The organism is Ulvibacterium sp. (genome assembly GCF_028285715.1).
Lineage (GTDB): Bacteria > Bacteroidota > Bacteroidia > Flavobacteriales > Flavobacteriaceae > Ulvibacterium.
In genome coordinates, this window is record NZ_JANQOO010000007.1 from 96,226 (window position 1) to 112,779 (window position 16,554).

The 16,554-nt window shown below is 41.7% G+C and carries 15 protein-coding genes; 12 read left to right on the plus strand and 3 right to left on the minus strand.

Features of this window, described 5'->3' with window-relative positions:
* The 3 genes from Q0993_RS02735 to Q0993_RS02745 all read right to left on the minus strand — a co-directional run bounded on the left by Q0993_RS02735 (position 1) and on the right by Q0993_RS02745 (position 2,727).
* Positions 1-1,002: a glycoside hydrolase TIM-barrel-like domain-containing protein gene (locus Q0993_RS02735; protein WP_299529557.1), complete on the minus strand. Its 1,002-nt coding sequence runs from the start codon at positions 1,000-1,002 to the stop codon at positions 1-3.
* Between the two features lie 50 nt (positions 1,003-1,052).
* A complete protein-coding gene (locus Q0993_RS02740) occupies positions 1,053-1,925 on the minus strand; it encodes a hypothetical protein (RefSeq protein ID WP_299529558.1) in 873 nt (290 codons plus the stop codon).
* Between the two features lie 85 nt (positions 1,926-2,010).
* Positions 2,011-2,727 (minus strand): DUF547 domain-containing protein, encoded by a 717-nt coding sequence (locus tag Q0993_RS02745; protein ID WP_299529559.1) that lies wholly within the window; start codon positions 2,725-2,727, stop codon positions 2,011-2,013.
* Positions 2,728-2,963: 236 nt separating this feature from the next.
* On the opposite strand from Q0993_RS02745, the gene Q0993_RS02750 reads away from it, so the two are divergent.
* The 12 genes from Q0993_RS02750 to Q0993_RS02805 all read left to right on the plus strand — a co-directional run bounded on the left by Q0993_RS02750 (position 2,964) and on the right by Q0993_RS02805 (position 16,547).
* Positions 2,964-4,310 (plus strand): FAD-dependent oxidoreductase, encoded by a 1,347-nt coding sequence (locus Q0993_RS02750; protein ID WP_299529560.1) that lies wholly within the window; start codon positions 2,964-2,966, stop codon positions 4,308-4,310.
* A 72-nt stretch (positions 4,311-4,382) separates the two neighbouring features.
* A complete protein-coding gene (locus Q0993_RS02755; RefSeq protein WP_299529561.1) occupies positions 4,383-5,966 on the plus strand; it encodes a 4Fe-4S dicluster domain-containing protein in 1,584 nt (527 codons plus the stop codon).
* A gap of 7 nt (positions 5,967-5,973) precedes the next feature.
* On the plus strand, positions 5,974-6,459 hold the full coding sequence (locus Q0993_RS02760; RefSeq protein WP_299529562.1) for a hypothetical protein: 486 nt from the start codon (positions 5,974-5,976) through the stop codon (positions 6,457-6,459).
* Positions 6,459-7,148, plus strand: coding sequence for a glycosyltransferase family 2 protein (locus tag Q0993_RS02765; RefSeq protein WP_299529563.1), 690 nt, complete (start codon positions 6,459-6,461; stop codon positions 7,146-7,148). The genes Q0993_RS02760 and Q0993_RS02765 overlap by 1 nt, the downstream gene beginning before the upstream one ends.
* Position 7,149: 1 nt before the next feature.
* Complete coding sequence (locus Q0993_RS02770) at positions 7,150-8,634, plus strand: glycosyltransferase (RefSeq protein ID WP_299529564.1); 1,485 nt, start codon at positions 7,150-7,152, stop codon at positions 8,632-8,634.
* A gap of 259 nt (positions 8,635-8,893) precedes the next feature.
* The gene (locus tag Q0993_RS02775; RefSeq protein WP_299529565.1) at positions 8,894-10,270 is read left to right on the plus strand and encodes a mannosyltransferase; all 1,377 of its coding nucleotides are present in this window, start codon (positions 8,894-8,896) and stop codon (positions 10,268-10,270) included.
* Between the two features lie 205 nt (positions 10,271-10,475).
* A complete protein-coding gene (locus tag Q0993_RS02780; protein WP_299529566.1) occupies positions 10,476-11,096 on the plus strand; it encodes a GNAT family N-acetyltransferase in 621 nt (206 codons plus the stop codon).
* A complete protein-coding gene (gene argG / locus Q0993_RS02785) occupies positions 11,093-12,283 on the plus strand; it encodes an argininosuccinate synthase (RefSeq protein ID WP_299529567.1) in 1,191 nt (396 codons plus the stop codon). Before Q0993_RS02780 ends, argG begins: the two co-directional genes overlap by 4 nt.
* Positions 12,276-13,250 (plus strand): N-acetyl-gamma-glutamyl-phosphate reductase, encoded by a 975-nt coding sequence (argC, locus tag Q0993_RS02790; protein ID WP_299529568.1) that lies wholly within the window; start codon positions 12,276-12,278, stop codon positions 13,248-13,250. The genes argG and argC overlap by 8 nt, the downstream gene beginning before the upstream one ends.
* Positions 13,251-13,303: 53 nt before the next feature.
* The gene (gene proC, locus Q0993_RS02795) at positions 13,304-14,104 is read left to right on the plus strand and encodes a pyrroline-5-carboxylate reductase (RefSeq protein WP_299529569.1); all 801 of its coding nucleotides are present in this window, start codon (positions 13,304-13,306) and stop codon (positions 14,102-14,104) included.
* Between the two features lie 122 nt (positions 14,105-14,226).
* On the plus strand, positions 14,227-15,354 hold the full coding sequence (locus tag Q0993_RS02800; RefSeq protein WP_299529570.1) for an aminotransferase class III-fold pyridoxal phosphate-dependent enzyme: 1,128 nt from the start codon (positions 14,227-14,229) through the stop codon (positions 15,352-15,354).
* On the plus strand, positions 15,351-16,547 hold the full coding sequence (locus tag Q0993_RS02805) for a glutamate-5-semialdehyde dehydrogenase (protein ID WP_299529571.1): 1,197 nt from the start codon (positions 15,351-15,353) through the stop codon (positions 16,545-16,547). Before Q0993_RS02800 ends, Q0993_RS02805 begins: the two co-directional genes overlap by 4 nt.
* Positions 16,548-16,554 lie beyond the last annotated feature (7 nt).

Consider the following 16,554-nt stretch of genomic DNA (forward strand, 5'->3'; position numbering starts at 1 on the left):
TCAATCTATTTTATAATGTGCCTTAATAGTTTCCTCCGCTGGTTTGTTCTGAGGTGTGAAACGATTATCTTCTGGTCCTCCAGATTTTTCATGGTCTATAAACCACTTCCATATATAGCCCCCTGCGAACCAATCCTGGCTCCAAAATTCGTCAAAAACAACTTGGGTAGCCGTAGCCTGGGCATCCAAATTTGTCTTCTCCTCATTATAATCTACCAACCAAGGCTTTTTAGCGGTATAGTCCATGCTCCGGTAACCAAATTCTGTGAATAGCACTGGTTTTTTAACACTTTCTGAAAGTTCTGCCATTGCCACTTTCCATTTTTCCCATCCTATTCGTAGTTGGTCAGCAGTTGGGTCTCTTTCCTCGGATAATGGAAAATAGGCATCAATACCAATATAATCCAGTTGTTCCCAAAACGGGACCCGAGGATATTCGTCCCAATTAGCGGCATAGGTGAGTTTCCCGGAATACTTTCCCCGAATTTCATGAATTAATTCCTTCCAATAGTTAGGCCGGTTTTTTACAAATTGCTCCAACTCTGTTCCAATACAAAAAATGGATACCTGGGTCTCTTCCGCTAACTGGGCATAACTCAAAATAAACTTTTTATAGGAGGCTTCCAATGATTTCCAGTCCCCCTCGGATTGCATTTTGAGGGTCCCGGTATATTCTCCACGCCAAATCCAGATTTGGGGCTTGAGCATTATCTTTATTCCATTCTTCTTCAACAACTCGATATATTGTTTGGCACCCTCTTTTGTCTCGCCGAACCATTGCCGGTCCGTATCAAAAATCACTTCGGGCGAATGTATGTTCCGTGTAAACGCAAAAGGCATGACAGCGGCATGATTCGCATGGATTTTCAATACTTTTTCGACATGTTTCTGCGCTACCTCTTCGCGGGAAGCCACAAAACTTACCCCATTTATTTTTTCCTTGATCTGACTGGAACAGGAAAACTGGAGGGAACACAAAAAAAGAAGTCCTAATTTTTTCACTAAAAAATGGCATTAAGACCTCTAAAATACGGCATTTACAGAAATGGGGGCTAGAAAATGGCCCGCAATCCTATGTTAAAGGTCTCTCCCAGTCCCGTATCGGAGCCCCTTACAAAGTTCGTATACAAAAATTCCACATTCAGTTCTTTGGTCAGCTGATATTTGGCACCACCACCAAGGGCAGTAAAGTCCTGCGAAAAATCACTTCCCAAATCCAATAACTGCGAATGTTGGGCCAGAACAAGTACCGTAAACTTACTGCTTGGAAAATAGCTTAGAAAAACGCCAGGCGTAAGTCTTAAGCTATTATTGGCAAAACTTTTATCGGCATCACCAAAGTTGAGTTCGGAATTGATTTCGGAAAATATTTGCCATTTGTTTCCAGGAAAGGTATAATCATAAAAAAAACGATTTTGCCATATAAATCCATTTTGATCCAAGAATACCCCATTTTCCACTTCATTGTCTACTAGTGGGATAAAAAAGGAGCTTTGGATACTGAAATTACTGACAGAAGCTATCGGTACAAATTTAACCGAAGGGGCAATGGAGGTAAACCCGGAGCGCGCCGTGCCTTCCTCTCCGTCAAACTGAAAAACCTCCAAGGCCCCCCGGCCTCCAATTACATTGGAACGGAATTCAAATATGGCCCCAACATTCCATCTTTTATTTTGTCCAACACCTGTATATACCTCCAAGGTAGAGGTAAAGAAAGTATTTCTTGGGATATCGCCCGTGAATGTATCCTCTGTCTCCGTGTAAAGATTATTGAACCATTTGAGGTCCCATTGTCCCTTCCCAATCAATTTTGAAGGGGTATATTGCTGAATATTGCTCTGTTGCGGAGGATCGTCCTGGGCAAATGTCGCCAAAGAGAAAGTCGCCGATACAACTAGGAGAACGTAGTTTTTAATTGATTTCATAACAATTGTCTTTAATTTATGGAATAGTTATTTCTAGGCGAATCATTATCCGCTTGTTTACCGCTGTAAATTGAAGGGTATTTATTTATTGGATTTCATTCAATGTCCAGTCATAAGGATAGTAGGATATTTTTGCCTTTCCCGGCAACTTTTCCATCCTATAGATGTCAATGAAATCTGAAAGTTTTTGTCCATTTTGGGTAAAGTCTCCCTTGTACCATTCAAAAATCTGGGACACCTTAACCTTATTTTTATTTATCCTGATAAAATTAGGGTCGTTCAATGCTTTCTTGGTCTGCCGCTCCAATTGAGAATCCAACTTGGATGGTAGATACGCTTCGGCTATAATGGGGGGACATCCCAAGCCTGCACATACAAGGACAAAATGAAAACGTGGCTCCGAAGGGAAGTTGCCCCGTAACAGCTTGTTCTCAATGTCGTTCAGGGTAATCCTCTTACCCCCTATGTTCCGTTCCGTCTTATCAAAAAAACCGGGAATATCCAAGGGCGATTTTAACGGATAATTCTCAACAATACCTTTAATAACATGTAAATTATATCCATTGATCCAAAAGGCCTGATAAACATCGGAATGGTCCTTAGAAATGGACATTCCTTCGGCCATTTTTATCAGTGCATCCAGTTGCGCGGGGTCTTTCTTAAGCGCCTTATAATCCACCCTTCCGTCTTGCACATATTCTTTGAGAAATACATCGGCATCGGAAAAAAAAGTTGTGGTGGTCTGACCTAGGGCCACAAAGGTAGGCACCAAAAATATCAACATTAAGATAGAGCGTTTCATAAGGTAAATTTTGTTAAGGTAATGTTGGCGCTTAGGTCGGTGTGTTTTTAACATCCCTACAGAAAAATTCAAATTTTATGATTTATTTAAGGATTTGACTAACAAAGGCTTGCACGTTCGAAATAACAATCCCGTCCTTACGAAAGTTACCCATATTTAAATTCTTTCTAAATTAATGCTATGGATTAAGTTCTTATTTTTAGAAACGACCTAACTCGCAAATCCAACACAATCCTATGGAACATATCGTAATTATTGGTAACGGAATATCGGGTGTTACAGCTGCAAGACATATCCGAAAAAAATCCGATAAAAAAATCACCATAGTTTCTGCAGAAACGGATTATTTCTTTTCACGTACCGCACTCATGTATGTATACATGGGTCATATGAAATTTGAACACACCCAACCCTATGAAAATTGGTTTTGGGAAAAGAATCGGATAGATTTGGTAAATGGCTATGTGGAAAAGATAGAGCATACTGGAAAGAACCTGGTATTAAAAAACGGGAGGACTATTGATTACGACAAACTTATCATAGCCACAGGGTCCAAGCCCAATAAATTTGGTTGGCCGGGGCAAGATTTAAAAGGTGTCCAAGGCTTATATTCCAAACAGGATTTGGATGCATTGGAAGTGAGTGCTCCAAATAAGGATGTTTGCCAACGAGCAGTAATTGTCGGTGGAGGCCTTATCGGAATAGAACTGGCCGAAATGCTGCGTTCCCGTGATATTCCAGTTACCTTTTTAGTACGGGAAACCAGCTTTTGGAACGGAGTACTTCCTAAAGGGGAATCCCAAATGCTAAATGAGCATATTGCGGAACACCATATTGACCTGAGATTAGAGACCAACCTTGTGGAGATACTGGCAGACGATAGTGGACATGCCAGAGCGGTTATCACGGACAAGGGAGATACCATAGAATGCAATTTAGTAGGACTCACAGCGGGTGTATCTCCGAATATAGACTTTTTGAAGGATTCCGGAATTGAACTGGGCCGGGGCGTAAAGGTCAATCGTTATTTAGAGACGAATATCCCGTATGTTTACGCTATCGGGGATTGTGCCGAGCAACATGAGGCTATTGGGAATCGAAGACCCATAGAAGCTGTTTGGTATACAGGTCGGATGATGGGTGAAGCTGTGGCCCAGACCATTTGCGGCAACAAAACACAATATAATCCAGGGCACTGGTTCAATTCCGCCAAGTTTCTGGACATTGAATACCAAACCTATGGGTGGGTATTTAGTGAACGGGGAATGAAAGAGTATGAGCGGCATTTTCACTGGAGGCATTCCAAGGAGAAAGTTTGCATCACTATTTCCTTTCATAAGGAAACCGGACTTTTTTTGGGCATCAATACCTTTGGGATTCGCTTGCGGCATGAGATTTTTGACCGATGGCTCACCGAAAAACGCCATGTGGATTACGTGATAGAACATCTCGCTGATGCCAATTTTGACCCTGAGTTTTATGCGCACTACGAAAACGAACTAACATCCAAGTTCAATTCGGATTTCGGAAAATCCATAACATCGAAAAAGAAAAGTTTAAAACGAGTATTTGCATTGGGTTGAACGTTTTGGACAAAAATTGGCCTTTGAAGCCAGCTTTTGCCAAAACCGATAGCCATAAACTATTAAGAATATATGAGCACTTACGATAAAAGTATGGCCCTTACAGGACAACCGCCAGAGGCACTCAACACAGGCCAAAAATTAGCTACTCTTTTAGGAATGTCCGGATTGGGCATTCTTACCCTAGCCTTATTTAATATAAGTTTTCCCAATAAAGGTTTGTGGTTGACCATTTCCCTCTCCGCAATATTTATCGGGGTCTTTTGGTTTTCCCAAGCCGCCTATGCCAGCAAACTCAAAGGCATCAAAAATGATGGTGTATGGTTTAAATCGGTCTCAAGCAGGGGGCTTTGGGGCTGGATTGCAGGGATAGCACTAACGGGTTTTTATGTGGTCCTTTACTTTTACCCCCAATATCTGGGATTGGTAAAGGATGGCGAAAACACAGGAGTTATTGCATTGTTTGACCCATTGAGCAGACTGTTAAGTGGGAATCCTGCCAGTCAATGGTTCGTATATGGTACGCTTTACACAGTGGCCATATTGGCCTTCGGTGTTAAGTTCATCTGGAAATATCGCCACAACCGTTACGAAAAAATAAGGACTATAAGCGTGATGTTTTTTCAGACCGCTTTCGCCTTTCTTATTCCCGAGATCATGGCCAGGCTCAATGGTAAGATTCCCTATTACGATTTAAAGAACATGTGGCCTTTAAACTATTATAACTTTGAGCGTTACCGTATAAACGGCTTTATTGATTCCGGGGACATAGGTATGGCTATGCTTATTTTTGGAATACTTTCCATTTTTGTGATTTCCCCCATATTAACCTTCAAGTATGGAAAACGCTGGTATTGCTCCTGGGTATGTGGGTGCGGGGCACTGGCGGAGACGGCCGGGGATTCTTTTCGGCATTTAAGCGATAAATCAAAGATGGCTTGGAAAGTAGAGCGTTGGGTGGTACATAGCGTTGTCGTGTTTGTGACCCTAATGACTACTGCTGTAATCTATTCCTATTTGGGCAATGACACCAGTAAATATTGGTTGACCAAAAGTGTTTTCCTGGGCGGTGTGGCGTTGATATTGACCGCCATATTTGTTTGGGTAATGCTCTATAAACGGGAACAGTTGCAAAAAGATGCCAAATACGGGGCCGTCGGCTATTTTGTTATCATAATGGCATTGATCGGACTTCATTTTTTCAGTGGAGACGGAAACATCTTTCTTTTTAAATCCGAAACCCTCCGTAAAACCTATGGCTTTTTGATAGGAAGCATCTTCTCAGGAGTTATCGGTACAGGGTTTTACCCCATTTTTGGAAATCGGGTATGGTGTCGTTTCGGCTGCCCTATGGCCGCAATTTTGGGCTTTCAGCAAAGACTGTTTTCAAGGTTTAGGATAACCACCAACGGAGGACAATGCATTTCCTGTGGCAACTGCTCTACGTATTGCGAAATGGGCATCGATGTCCGGGCCTATGCCCAAAAAGGAGAGAATATTGTACGTTCTAGTTGTGTGGGCTGTGGTATTTGTTCAGCGGTATGCCCCAGGGGTGTATTGAAGCTGGAAAATGGCCCGCAGAAAGGCCGCATCAATCCCACTGAGGTTTTACTGGGCAACGATGTGAATTTGATGGATCTTGTAAATCAAAAGTAAAGGCACCATGTCTGCTAAGCTTCTTATTTTAATTGCCGTTTTTTTGATGTACGGGACTCCTTCTGAAAAATCGGCCCGATATCATAAAGAATATTATGATACCGGGGAGCTAAAGTCGGAAGGTTGGTTGGAGAATGGCAAGAAAAAGGGATACTGGAAGTTTTACCATACCAATGGAAGGTTATCCGAAGAAGGGCGCTATAAAAATAATACCAAGGACAAATATTGGTATTTCTACACCAAAAACAATATAAGAACAAAGGAGGGCCATTACAAGAATGGAAAAAAGACAGGATGGTGGTTGTTTTATGACCTAAAAGGAAGAATAGATCATAAATGTCAATTGAACAATGGAAGGAAAAATGGATACTGCCTTAAGTACAAGAACGAAAAATTGACCTCTGCTGAAAAGTATAAAAATGGCGAAAAAATTAAGGAATGGTTTGATTTTAGTAGTTTTAATCGCGAAAACAAACTTTCCGATTTACGCTAATGACGGATATCAAGGTCATCATCCCCGCCTTTAACGAGGCCGATTCCATTTCTAAAGTAATTGCAGAAATTCCGGATATAGTATCGGAAATCGTAGTAGTGAGCAATAATTCTACGGACGACACAATTAAAAATGCAAAAAAAGCGGGGGCTACCGTTCTGTCCGAAAACCGGAAAGGTTATGGTTATGCTTGTCTATGTGGAATGGATTATGTGGCCAAACAATCCAAACTACCGGACATCATCGTATTTATCGACGGAGACTATTCCGATTATCCGGAAGAGCTTCATGAGTTGGTTGCTCCAATTTTGGAAAAAGATACTGATTTTGTAATAGGTGCACGGGTAAAACGACTGAGGGAAGAAGGAAGCATGACACCGCAACAAGTTTTCGGTAATTGGTTGGCCACCTTTTTAATGAAATTACTCTTTGGGGCAACATTTACGGATCTTGGACCGTTTAGGGCTATAAAGTATGATAAGTTATTAACACTGGAAATGGAGGACAAGACCTACGGCTGGACAGTGGAAATGCAGCTAAAGGCGTTAAAAAGGAAATTGACATATACCGAAGTACCAGTACGTTACAAGAAAAGAATTGGAATTTCCAAGGTGTCAGGTACCGTAAAAGGTAGTATATTTGCGGGCGTAAAAATATTGGGTTGGATATTTAAGTATAGCATTAAATAATATGGGACTACTAATTGCTTACATCATTATCGCCATTTACAGTATTGCGCTGTTATTGATTTTCTTCTATAGCTTGGCCCAATTGAATCTTCTGGTCAATTATTTAGGATATAAGAAGCGTAACCAGGAGGCTCCAAAATTCAATCTTCTGGATCCCCGGGAGATTCCATTTGTGACCATACAACTTCCCATATACAATGAAGAATATGTGGTGGAACGTTTATTGGAGAACATTGCAAAAATCGAATATCCTAAAAGTAAGCTCGAAATCCAGGTTTTGGACGATTCCACGGATGACTCCGTTAACGAGACGGCCGCTAGAATAAGTGCACTACAAGAAACCGGACTGGACATTCAGCACATACGTCGGGAAAACCGTGAGGGCTTTAAGGCAGGTGCCCTCAAGGAAGGTTTGAAAATTGCAAAAGGCGATTTCATAGCCATATTCGATGCAGACTTTCTTCCCTCAGGTGATTGGCTCAAAAAAACCGTTGTTTACTTTAAGGATGAGGAAATAGGTGTGGTTCAGACCCGTTGGGGGCATATTAATCGAGATTATTCCACGCTAACCCGCATTCAAGCCTTTGCCTTGGATGCCCACTTTACCTTGGAGCAGGTGGGACGAAACGCGAAAGGACATTTTATCAACTTTAATGGTACGGCAGGTATTTGGCGAAAGGAATGTATCCTGGATGCCGGAAACTGGGAAGGTGATACCCTAACGGAAGATTTGGATCTAAGCTATCGCGCACAATTAAAAAATTGGAAATTCAAATATTTGGAAGACGTGGAGACCCCCGCAGAGCTTCCAGTGGTCATAAGCGCTGCACGTTCACAACAATTCCGGTGGAACAAAGGTGGTGCCGAAAATTTTAGGAAATCCGTCTGGAGTGTTATTTCTGCCAAGAACATCTCGTTAAAGACCAAATTTCATGGGGTAATGCATCTGTTGAACAGTTCCATGTTCCTATGTGTTTTTTTAGTATCCATATTAAGTATCCCTACAATGTACATCAAGGAGATATTCCCCCAGTTTGATTGGGTGTTTTCTGTCTTGAGCTTTTTTGTATTAAGTACGGTAATCCTATTCATCTGTTATTGGTTTACGTACAAAAGTATCCAAGGAAGTAGTTTCGATAATTTTGTGGACTATATAAAACTGTTCTTCACTTTCTTTTCCGTGGCACTTGGATTTTCGTTGCACAACTCCATGGCCGTTTTGGAAGGGCATATGGGCAAGCGAAGTGAATTTGTTCGTACCCCGAAATTTAACATCAACAGCCTTACCGATAGCTGGAAGGGAAATAAATATCTTGCAAAAAAATTATCCCCCAATATGATTTTGGAATTTGCCTTAATGGTATACTTCCTGTTCGGCATGTACAGCGCAATTCCCTTAAATGATTTTGGGCTCTTTCCTTTTCATTTCATGCTCTTTTTGGGCTTTGGCTTTGTCTTTTTTAAATCGCTTACGGCCAAGGCCTAAAGCGGATGAGTCATTTAAAAAATTGTACCTCATTTTTCAAAGTCCAGATTTCGTATTCCTGTAGGAAGAATACCTCTTTAATGCAGTTTTACACCATAAACTAAAATGTTTTGGGCCGCGTATCGCCCGGAAGAAGAGCTTGAAAGTGACCGGGAACAAAAATTTTTAAAACAACGACTAAAACCGCTTCCCGGGTTTAAACATTCAATTTTATTCCCTAATTTTCGGTGTTTTGCGACAACCAGACATCCGAAACTAAATGCCCTACCCAATTGTTACCTATTGGAAACTTCATAAAGTGCCCATTATATTGGCACTATTGGGCTTGGCCCTTTACTTTACGTTTGCATACCACCTGATACGGTCGGACTTCATAAAGCTTATCACGCTTTTTGCGGCGTTGTTCTTCCTGTCCTTTAAACTTATTCAATTCGAGAAATGGAATTTTAAGTTTCTTCTCGTGGTCGGCATACTGTTTCGCTTGATATTCCTATGGGCCGAGCCCAATTTGTCCCAGGATTTTTATCGATTTATATGGGACGGGGAATTGGTAAGCCATATGCTAAACCCATATCTGGAGGTTCCTGATATACTTATAGGGCAAAAGGACCTTGTTATTGCCAATGCAAAGGAACTACACCAAGGAATGGGAGGACTAAGTGCACGCCACTTTAGCAACTACCCTCCCATGAATCAGCTTATTTTTGCCCTGGCAGCCCTTCTGGGAGGCAAAAGTATCTTGGGTTCGGTTATGGCCATGAGGGTCATCATTATTTTGTCCGATATCGGCATTTTCTATTTCGGACGAAAATTGCTCAAAAATTTAAACCGTTCTCCACATCTCATATTTTGGTATTTTCTAAATCCCCTTGTTATCATTGAACTAACGGGAAATCTCCACTTTGAAGGTGTGATGCTCTTCTTTTTTGTGTGGGCCTTGTATTTGCTATCTATAGGAAAAGCGTTGTGGGCCGCTATTCCGTATGCCCTCTCTATTTCTGTAAAACTGGTACCCTTGTTGTTCCTGCCCTTATTTCTAACACATTTAGGATTAAAAAAGAGTATCTCGTTCTATGGATTAATTGCATTGACCACACTCATTTTACTGGGACCTTTTTATACTTCGGAATTCTTTGCGCACTATTCCGATTCCGTTGGGCTATGGTTTTCCAATTTTGAATTCAACGCAGGCCTTTACAATGGGATAAAGCTAGTGGCCGTAAACTTTTTTGATGCCAAACCCTGGGAACTGGTTAAAATATATGGAAAAATAACCCCATTGACCATAATTGCCATAGCCCTTCTATTCACCTTCTTGGCCCACAACAAAAAAATACAAGTGCTCATAACCAGTATGTTATGGATTTTGGGAAGTTACTACCTTCTTTCCACAACGGTGCATCCCTGGTATTTGGTCTTTTTGGTCTTCTTGGTCATTTTTACCGAATATCGCTTTGCTCTGGTATGGTCTGCCATGGTCATATTAAGCTATTTTGCCTATTCCAAGACCCAATTCAAGGAAAACCTATGGTTGCTCGCTATTGAATATTTTGCGGTATATGGATTTTTGGTTTACGAAATTTTCAAGCTCAAGGGAGTAAAACGGATTTTCCACAAAAATTCTTCCCTGGATTAGGCAGTTTCAATATTATTTGTACATTTGATACTCTTATGAACGAGCACAGATACATAGCAAACACCAAGAGCATTCCAGCTCAAGTACGTCCGTTCTTTCCACGCCGTCGCCCGTAAGGGTGCGAATATACTTTGGAAATAGGTGAGTCCATTTCCGCAAAATCCAATAATTATCTTTCTAATATTTATGTTTTAACCAGATAGCAATGGAAATTGTTATTGCCAACGCATCACATTTTAAATATGCCCAAATTATTAGCGATACCATATCGGAATCCGCCCAAGTACGCGGTACGGGCATTGCCAAACGTACCCCTGAGTATATCATAGAGCGTCTGGAAAATGGGAATGCTGTAATCGCCTTGGATGGGGAAAAGTTTGCAGGCTTCTGTTATATTGAGGTCTGGGGCGATAAGGATTTTGTAGCCAATTCCGGACTTATCGTTCATCCGGACTATCGAAACCAAGGGCTCGCCAAGAAAATTAAAAAGGAGATTTTTGAGCTTTCGAGAAAGAAGTTTCCCAAGGCTAAAATATTTGGCATCACAACGGGCTTGGCCGTAATGAAAATGAATTATGAATTGGGCTATAAACCGGTTACATTTTCCGAACTTACCGATGATCCCGATTTTTGGAAAGGTTGCCAGACCTGTAAGAATTTTGATATCCTTACGCGGACCGAACAAAAAATGTGTTTATGCACCGGAATGTTGTATGATGCCTCGGCCGAACAAAAAAACTCAAAAAAAGAAAAGGTAAACAGCAAGGCCTTTAAAAGATTAAAAAGCATAAAGGAACAATTGTTCCTAAAAAAGAAACAAAAATGAAGAAATTAGTTTTAGCCTATAGCGGCGGATTGGACACTTCCTACTGCGCCAAATATCTTTCCAAAGAAAAAGGGTTTGAGGTACATGCGGTTAGCGTAAATACCGGTGGATTTTCCAACGAAGAAATTAAAAGCATTGAGCAAAAGGCTTTGGAACTTGGCGCCACCTCCTATACGTCCATAGATGCTGTACAGATCTTTTACGAAAAAGTAGTGAAGTATCTCATTTTTGGTAACGTCTTAAAGAATAATACCTACCCCTTATCCGTTAGTGCAGAGCGGATTGTACAGGCTCTGGAAATCGTAAAGCATGCCCAAAAAATCGGTGCCCAATACATCGCACATGGCAGTACGGGAGCAGGTAACGATCAAGTGCGATTTGATATGATCTTTCAGATCATAGCGCCCGATATTGAAATCATTACCCCTATTAGGGATAATAAATTGGCCCGTGAAACGGAAATTGATTATCTGAATCAAAACGGTGTGGATTATCCTTGGGAAAAGGCTAAGTATTCCATAAACAAAGGACTTTGGGGTACATCCGTTGGTGGTGATGAAACCCTAACCTCCCATAAGCCCCTACCCGATTCTGCTTACCCGAGTCAATTGCGGGAAAAGACTCCGGCTGATGTGAAACTCACTTTTGAAAGGGGGGAATTGGTCGCGATTGATGGTCAACAGGACACCTCGGTAAACAATATCATAAAGCTGGAGGATATGGCATCAAAATATGCCATTGGAAGGGATATCCATGTCGGCGATACCATTATTGGCATCAAGGGCCGGGTGGGCTTTGAGGCTCCTGCATCGCTCATCATCATCAAGGCCCATCATCTATTGGAAAAGCACACCCTAAGTAAGTGGCAGCAATTCCAAAAAGAACAACTGGGCAATTTTTACGGAATGCTATTGCACGAAGGCAACTATTTGGACGAGGTAATGCGAAATATAGAGGCCTTCCTCACCGACACCCAAAAGAACGTTTCGGGTGATGTATTCATATCTCTTTATCCATTTCAGTTTAGATTGAACGGCATTTCTTCAGAACACGATTTGATGAACGCTTCTTTTGGCAGTTATGGGGAAATGAACAAAGGTTGGACGGCGGATGATACCAAAGGTTTTATCAAAATTCTTTCCAATTCGGGAAAAATAGCGAACCATGTAAACCAGAATTATGATTAAGGCAGGTATTATTGGGGGATCTGGTTATACAGGCGGAGAACTTATTCGAATTTTACTGAACCACCCGGAGGTTGAAATCGATTTTGTATACAGTACTACTAGGACGGGCCAACAAGTTTCAATGGCACATCCGGATCTGCTGGGACTGACTTCCTTGGAATTTACCGGCAAGGCAAACCTTAATGTGGATATTGTTTTCCTGTGCCTGGGTCATGGCAACTCTACTCAATTCCTAAAGGGACATCAATTTTCCAAGGATACGAGAATCATAGATTTAAGTAACGATTTTAGATTGCAGGCCGATGCTATTTTCGATGGAAAGGAGTTTGTGTACGGTTTACCTGAATTAAAAAAAGTGAAGATCAAGAAAGCCAAATACATTGCCAATCCGGGATGTTTTGCCACGGCAGTTCAATTAGCTCTTTTACCCTTGGCACAATCCGATCTTTTGCAAAATGAGGTTCACGTAAATGCCATGACGGGAAGTACAGGGGCAGGTGTAAGTCCTTCGGCCACCTCACATTTTAGTTGGCGCAACAACAATATCAGCTGGTATAAACCCTTTACCCACCAACATCTGGGGGAAATCAATGAAAGTTTATCTTCCTCTGGAAATAGTATAGGTGAATTGTTCTTTTTGCCCAACAGGGGAAATTTCACGAGGGGCATTTTGGCCACGGCCTATACCTCATTTGAAGGAAGTAAGGATGACGCGATGGTGCTTTTTAAAAGTTTTTATGACGATGCGGTATTTACCCATGTCGCTTCCAGCCCCATCTATGTAAAACAAGTGGTGAACACCAATCAATGTCATATCCATTTACATAAACATGAAAATACCCTTTTGATTACCTCGGCCATCGATAACCTGTTGAAGGGAGCTTCGGGCCAGGCTGTTCAGAACATGAATTTGATGTTCGGATTTCAGGAGGATTTGGGGTTACAATTAAAAGCAGGTGTATTTTAATTTCAATTCTCGATGAGTATAAACCAATACCTAAACGAATAAATTTCAAAAGCATGAAAATAGCCATAATAGGAGCTGGAAATTTGGGACTTTCCATCGCTAAGGGTGTATTAAACACCAACGGTGCCACCACTATGTATCTTACCAAACGAAATACTGCAGAAATTAAGGATTATGAAAAGTATGGGAATGTTACCATAACGACCGATAATTGTGAGGCCGTTAAAAATTCAGATGTGTTGATCTTGGCGGTACAGCCCAGCCAGTTGGAGAGAATTCTAAAGGATATTAAAAATCTTTTGACCGAAAACCATGTGGTTATATCCACAATAACAGGTTTTAGTATTGCCCAAATGGAGGACATTATCGGGAAAGATAAATATATTATCCGCAGCATGCCCAATACGGCCATTTCCGTGGGTCAATCCATGACCTGTGTCTGTAGTAATGACATGGGACAGAAACGGATTGATTTAGCCAAGGCTATTTTTAATCGGATGGGGCACACCCTAGAGATTCCCGAAAAACAAATGCAGGCCGCAACGGTAATCTGCGCCAGCGGTATCGCCTTTTGGATGCGTTTGATCAGGGCAACGACGCAGGGGGCCATCCAATTGGGTTTTGATGCCAAGGAAGCCCAAGAGCTTGCCATGCATACTTGTAATGGGGCAGCAAGTTTATTGATTGCGTCCGGTAGTCACCCGGAAGCAGAGATTGACAAGGTAACAACACCCAAGGGATGTACCATTCAGGGTCTGAATGAAATGGAGCACCAAGGATTGAGTTCCTCACTGATACAGGGCATTGTGGCCTCTTATGAAAAAATTAGTAGAATCAAGGAAGGACAACTCTAAAAAGCGAAGTTTGAAACACGGAAACTAAAAGACCTAAATATCAATCTCAAATACAAAAGCATTTTTGACCACTTCAGTATGCCTCCGAATTTGAGTTTGAATTTGAACTTTATACCATACCTATGAAATTATTCGACGTATATCCGTTATATGAGGTTACCCCTGTTTCCGCACAGGGAATTGTGGTTACGGATAACAGAGGTCAGGAGTATTTGGATTTTTATGGGGGACATGCCGTCATCTCCATTGGACATTCGCATCCGCATTATATAAAGCGGCTTAAAAACCAATTGGATAAAATCGGGTTTTATAGCAACTCCATCAAAAATCCCTTACAGGAAGAATTGGCCAAAAAACTGGGGCAACTTTCAGGTTGTCCGAATTACAATCTGTTCATGTGCAACTCGGGTGCCGAGGCCAATGAAAATGCATTGAAAATGGCCTCCTTCCAAACTGGAAAATCCAGGGTCATTGCCTTTACTAATAGTTTTCATGGCAGAACTTCTGCGGCTGTGGCGGCCACGGACAACCCCAGAATCAATGCCCCAATAAACCAACAACAGCAAGTCACTTTTTTATCTTTCGAGGATATAGGGACTTTTAAAAGGGAAATTGAAAAAGGTGATGTATGTGCTGTAATCCTTGAGGCCATCCAAGGGGTTGGGGGATTGGATGAACCTTCGACCCAGTTTTACCAAACTATGGCACAGCTTTGTAAGGAACATGAGGCACTGTTGATCGCCGATGAAGTGCAATCCGGTTTTGGACGCAGTGGAACATTCTTTGCATTTCAGCATCATAGTATTCAACCGGATATCATAAGTATTGCTAAAGGCATGGGCAATGGGTTTCCAGTGGCAGGTGTGTTGATTCATGAGAGCATAAAGGCATCCTACGGAATGCTGGGCACTACCTTTGGCGGAAATCATTTGGCCTGTGTGGCGACCCTAGCCGTATTGGAGGTTTTGGAAAATGAGGATTTGTTGGAAAACGCAACTCTTATGGGGAAGTATTTTACCGAGAAAGCCAAGGCCATACCTCAGGTAAAACGGGTAAAGGGCCAAGGACTTATGCTAGGCCTCGAATTTGATTTTGAAGTGACGGACCTTAGAAAGCGACTCATTTTTAATCAACATATGTTTACGGGAGGTGCAAAGAATAAACATGTGCTTCGATTCTTGCCCGCCCTCAACGTAACTAAAGAACACTTGGATATTTTCTTCAAAGCCTTAAAAGCAGAACTGGTATGAGTTTAATTTTGGATATAGAAAAGCGAAATGCCGTTTTGGCGACCATGGCCGATTTACTAAAACAGGAAAGTAAAACCTTGCTATCGGCCAATGCGAAGGATATGACCAGTTTTGCCAATGGGGATATCGCCATGCGCGATAGATTAAAGGTAGACGATGCCAAAATAGGGGAAATGCTGTTGTCCTTAAAGCAACTGGAAGAATCCGATGACCCCCTAGGTATTGAGCGTTACCGATTTACCCATGAGAACGGGATGGAGGTAAGCAATAAAACGGCACCTTTTGGGACGGTTCTCATCATTTATGAGTCCCGTCCCGATGTCACTATTGAAGCTGCAGGAATCGCATTTAAGTCAGGAAATCGGATTTTATTAAAAGGAGGTAAGGAATCCCTGAATAGTAACTTGGTCTTGGTAGATTTATGGCACAAAGCACTAAAACAAAACGGTGCCGACACCGATTGGGTAGAATATTTACAGTTTAACCGAACCCAAACACAGGCCTTTTTGGAAAATCCCACCCAAAATGTGGATTTAATCGTTCCTCGGGGAAGTGAAAAACTAATCGCTTTTGTAAAACGGCATGCCACCTGTCCGGTAATCGTAAGTGGTAGGGGCAATAATTTTGTATACATACATAAGGATGCCGATTTGGATATGGCCATGGACATTATTATCAATGCCAAGACGACAAAAATATCCGCATGCAATGCCTTGGACAAAGTACTGATCAACAACGAACTTCCCGGCAAGGATTCCTTTATTAAAAAATTGCTCGCTGTCTTAAGGAAAAGTGATGTGGAAATCCTAGGTGATGATGTACTTGTTCAGTTTGAAGGGGTTTCCAAAATTGCAGACGAATCCATTTGGCATGAGGAGTTTCTTGATTACAAAATAGTCCTGGGTGAAGTAAGGAACATCGAAGAAGGAATCATTAAGATAAATCGCTATAGTGGTGGACATTCCGCCTCAATTATCACCCAAAACGATGAAGCGGCCGAAATCTTTATGAATAGCGTGGATTCCGCGGCGGTCTACCATAATGCATCTACCCGTTTTACGGACGGGGGGCAATTTGGGTTGGGAGGCGAGCTTGCCATTAGCACGGACAAGTTACATCAAAGAGGCCCGATCGGCTTACAGCACCTTGTGTCCAATAAATGGTACGTACGAGGCAATGGACAAATACGATAGCGTAAAA

What these genes read in the sequence shown, in the direction of transcription:
- Q0993_RS02760 (WP_299529562.1), top strand. Translation starts at nt 5,974, where the DNA reads ATGTCTGCTAAGCTTCTTATTTTAATTGCCGTTTTTTTGATGTACGGG.
- Q0993_RS02750 (WP_299529560.1), top strand. Translation starts at nt 2,964, where the DNA reads ATGGAACATATCGTAATTATTGGTAACGGAATATCGGGTGTTACAGCT.
- Q0993_RS02775 (WP_299529565.1), top strand. Translation starts at nt 8,894, where the DNA reads ATGCCCTACCCAATTGTTACCTATTGGAAACTTCATAAAGTGCCCATT.
- proC (WP_299529569.1), top strand. Translation starts at nt 13,304, where the DNA reads ATGAAAATAGCCATAATAGGAGCTGGAAATTTGGGACTTTCCATCGCT.
- Q0993_RS02770 (WP_299529564.1), top strand. Translation starts at nt 7,150, where the DNA reads ATGGGACTACTAATTGCTTACATCATTATCGCCATTTACAGTATTGCG.
- Q0993_RS02780 (WP_299529566.1), top strand. Translation starts at nt 10,476, where the DNA reads ATGGAAATTGTTATTGCCAACGCATCACATTTTAAATATGCCCAAATT.
- argG (WP_299529567.1), top strand. Translation starts at nt 11,093, where the DNA reads ATGAAGAAATTAGTTTTAGCCTATAGCGGCGGATTGGACACTTCCTAC.
- Q0993_RS02765 (WP_299529563.1), top strand. Translation starts at nt 6,459, where the DNA reads ATGACGGATATCAAGGTCATCATCCCCGCCTTTAACGAGGCCGATTCC.
- Q0993_RS02805 (WP_299529571.1), top strand. Translation starts at nt 15,351, where the DNA reads ATGAGTTTAATTTTGGATATAGAAAAGCGAAATGCCGTTTTGGCGACC.
- argC (WP_299529568.1), top strand. Translation starts at nt 12,276, where the DNA reads ATGATTAAGGCAGGTATTATTGGGGGATCTGGTTATACAGGCGGAGAA.
- Q0993_RS02745 (WP_299529559.1), bottom strand. Translation starts at nt 2,727, where the DNA reads ATGAAACGCTCTATCTTAATGTTGATATTTTTGGTGCCTACCTTTGTG.
- Q0993_RS02755 (WP_299529561.1), top strand. Translation starts at nt 4,383, where the DNA reads ATGAGCACTTACGATAAAAGTATGGCCCTTACAGGACAACCGCCAGAG.
- Q0993_RS02740 (WP_299529558.1), bottom strand. Translation starts at nt 1,925, where the DNA reads ATGAAATCAATTAAAAACTACGTTCTCCTAGTTGTATCGGCGACTTTC.
- Q0993_RS02800 (WP_299529570.1), top strand. Translation starts at nt 14,227, where the DNA reads ATGAAATTATTCGACGTATATCCGTTATATGAGGTTACCCCTGTTTCC.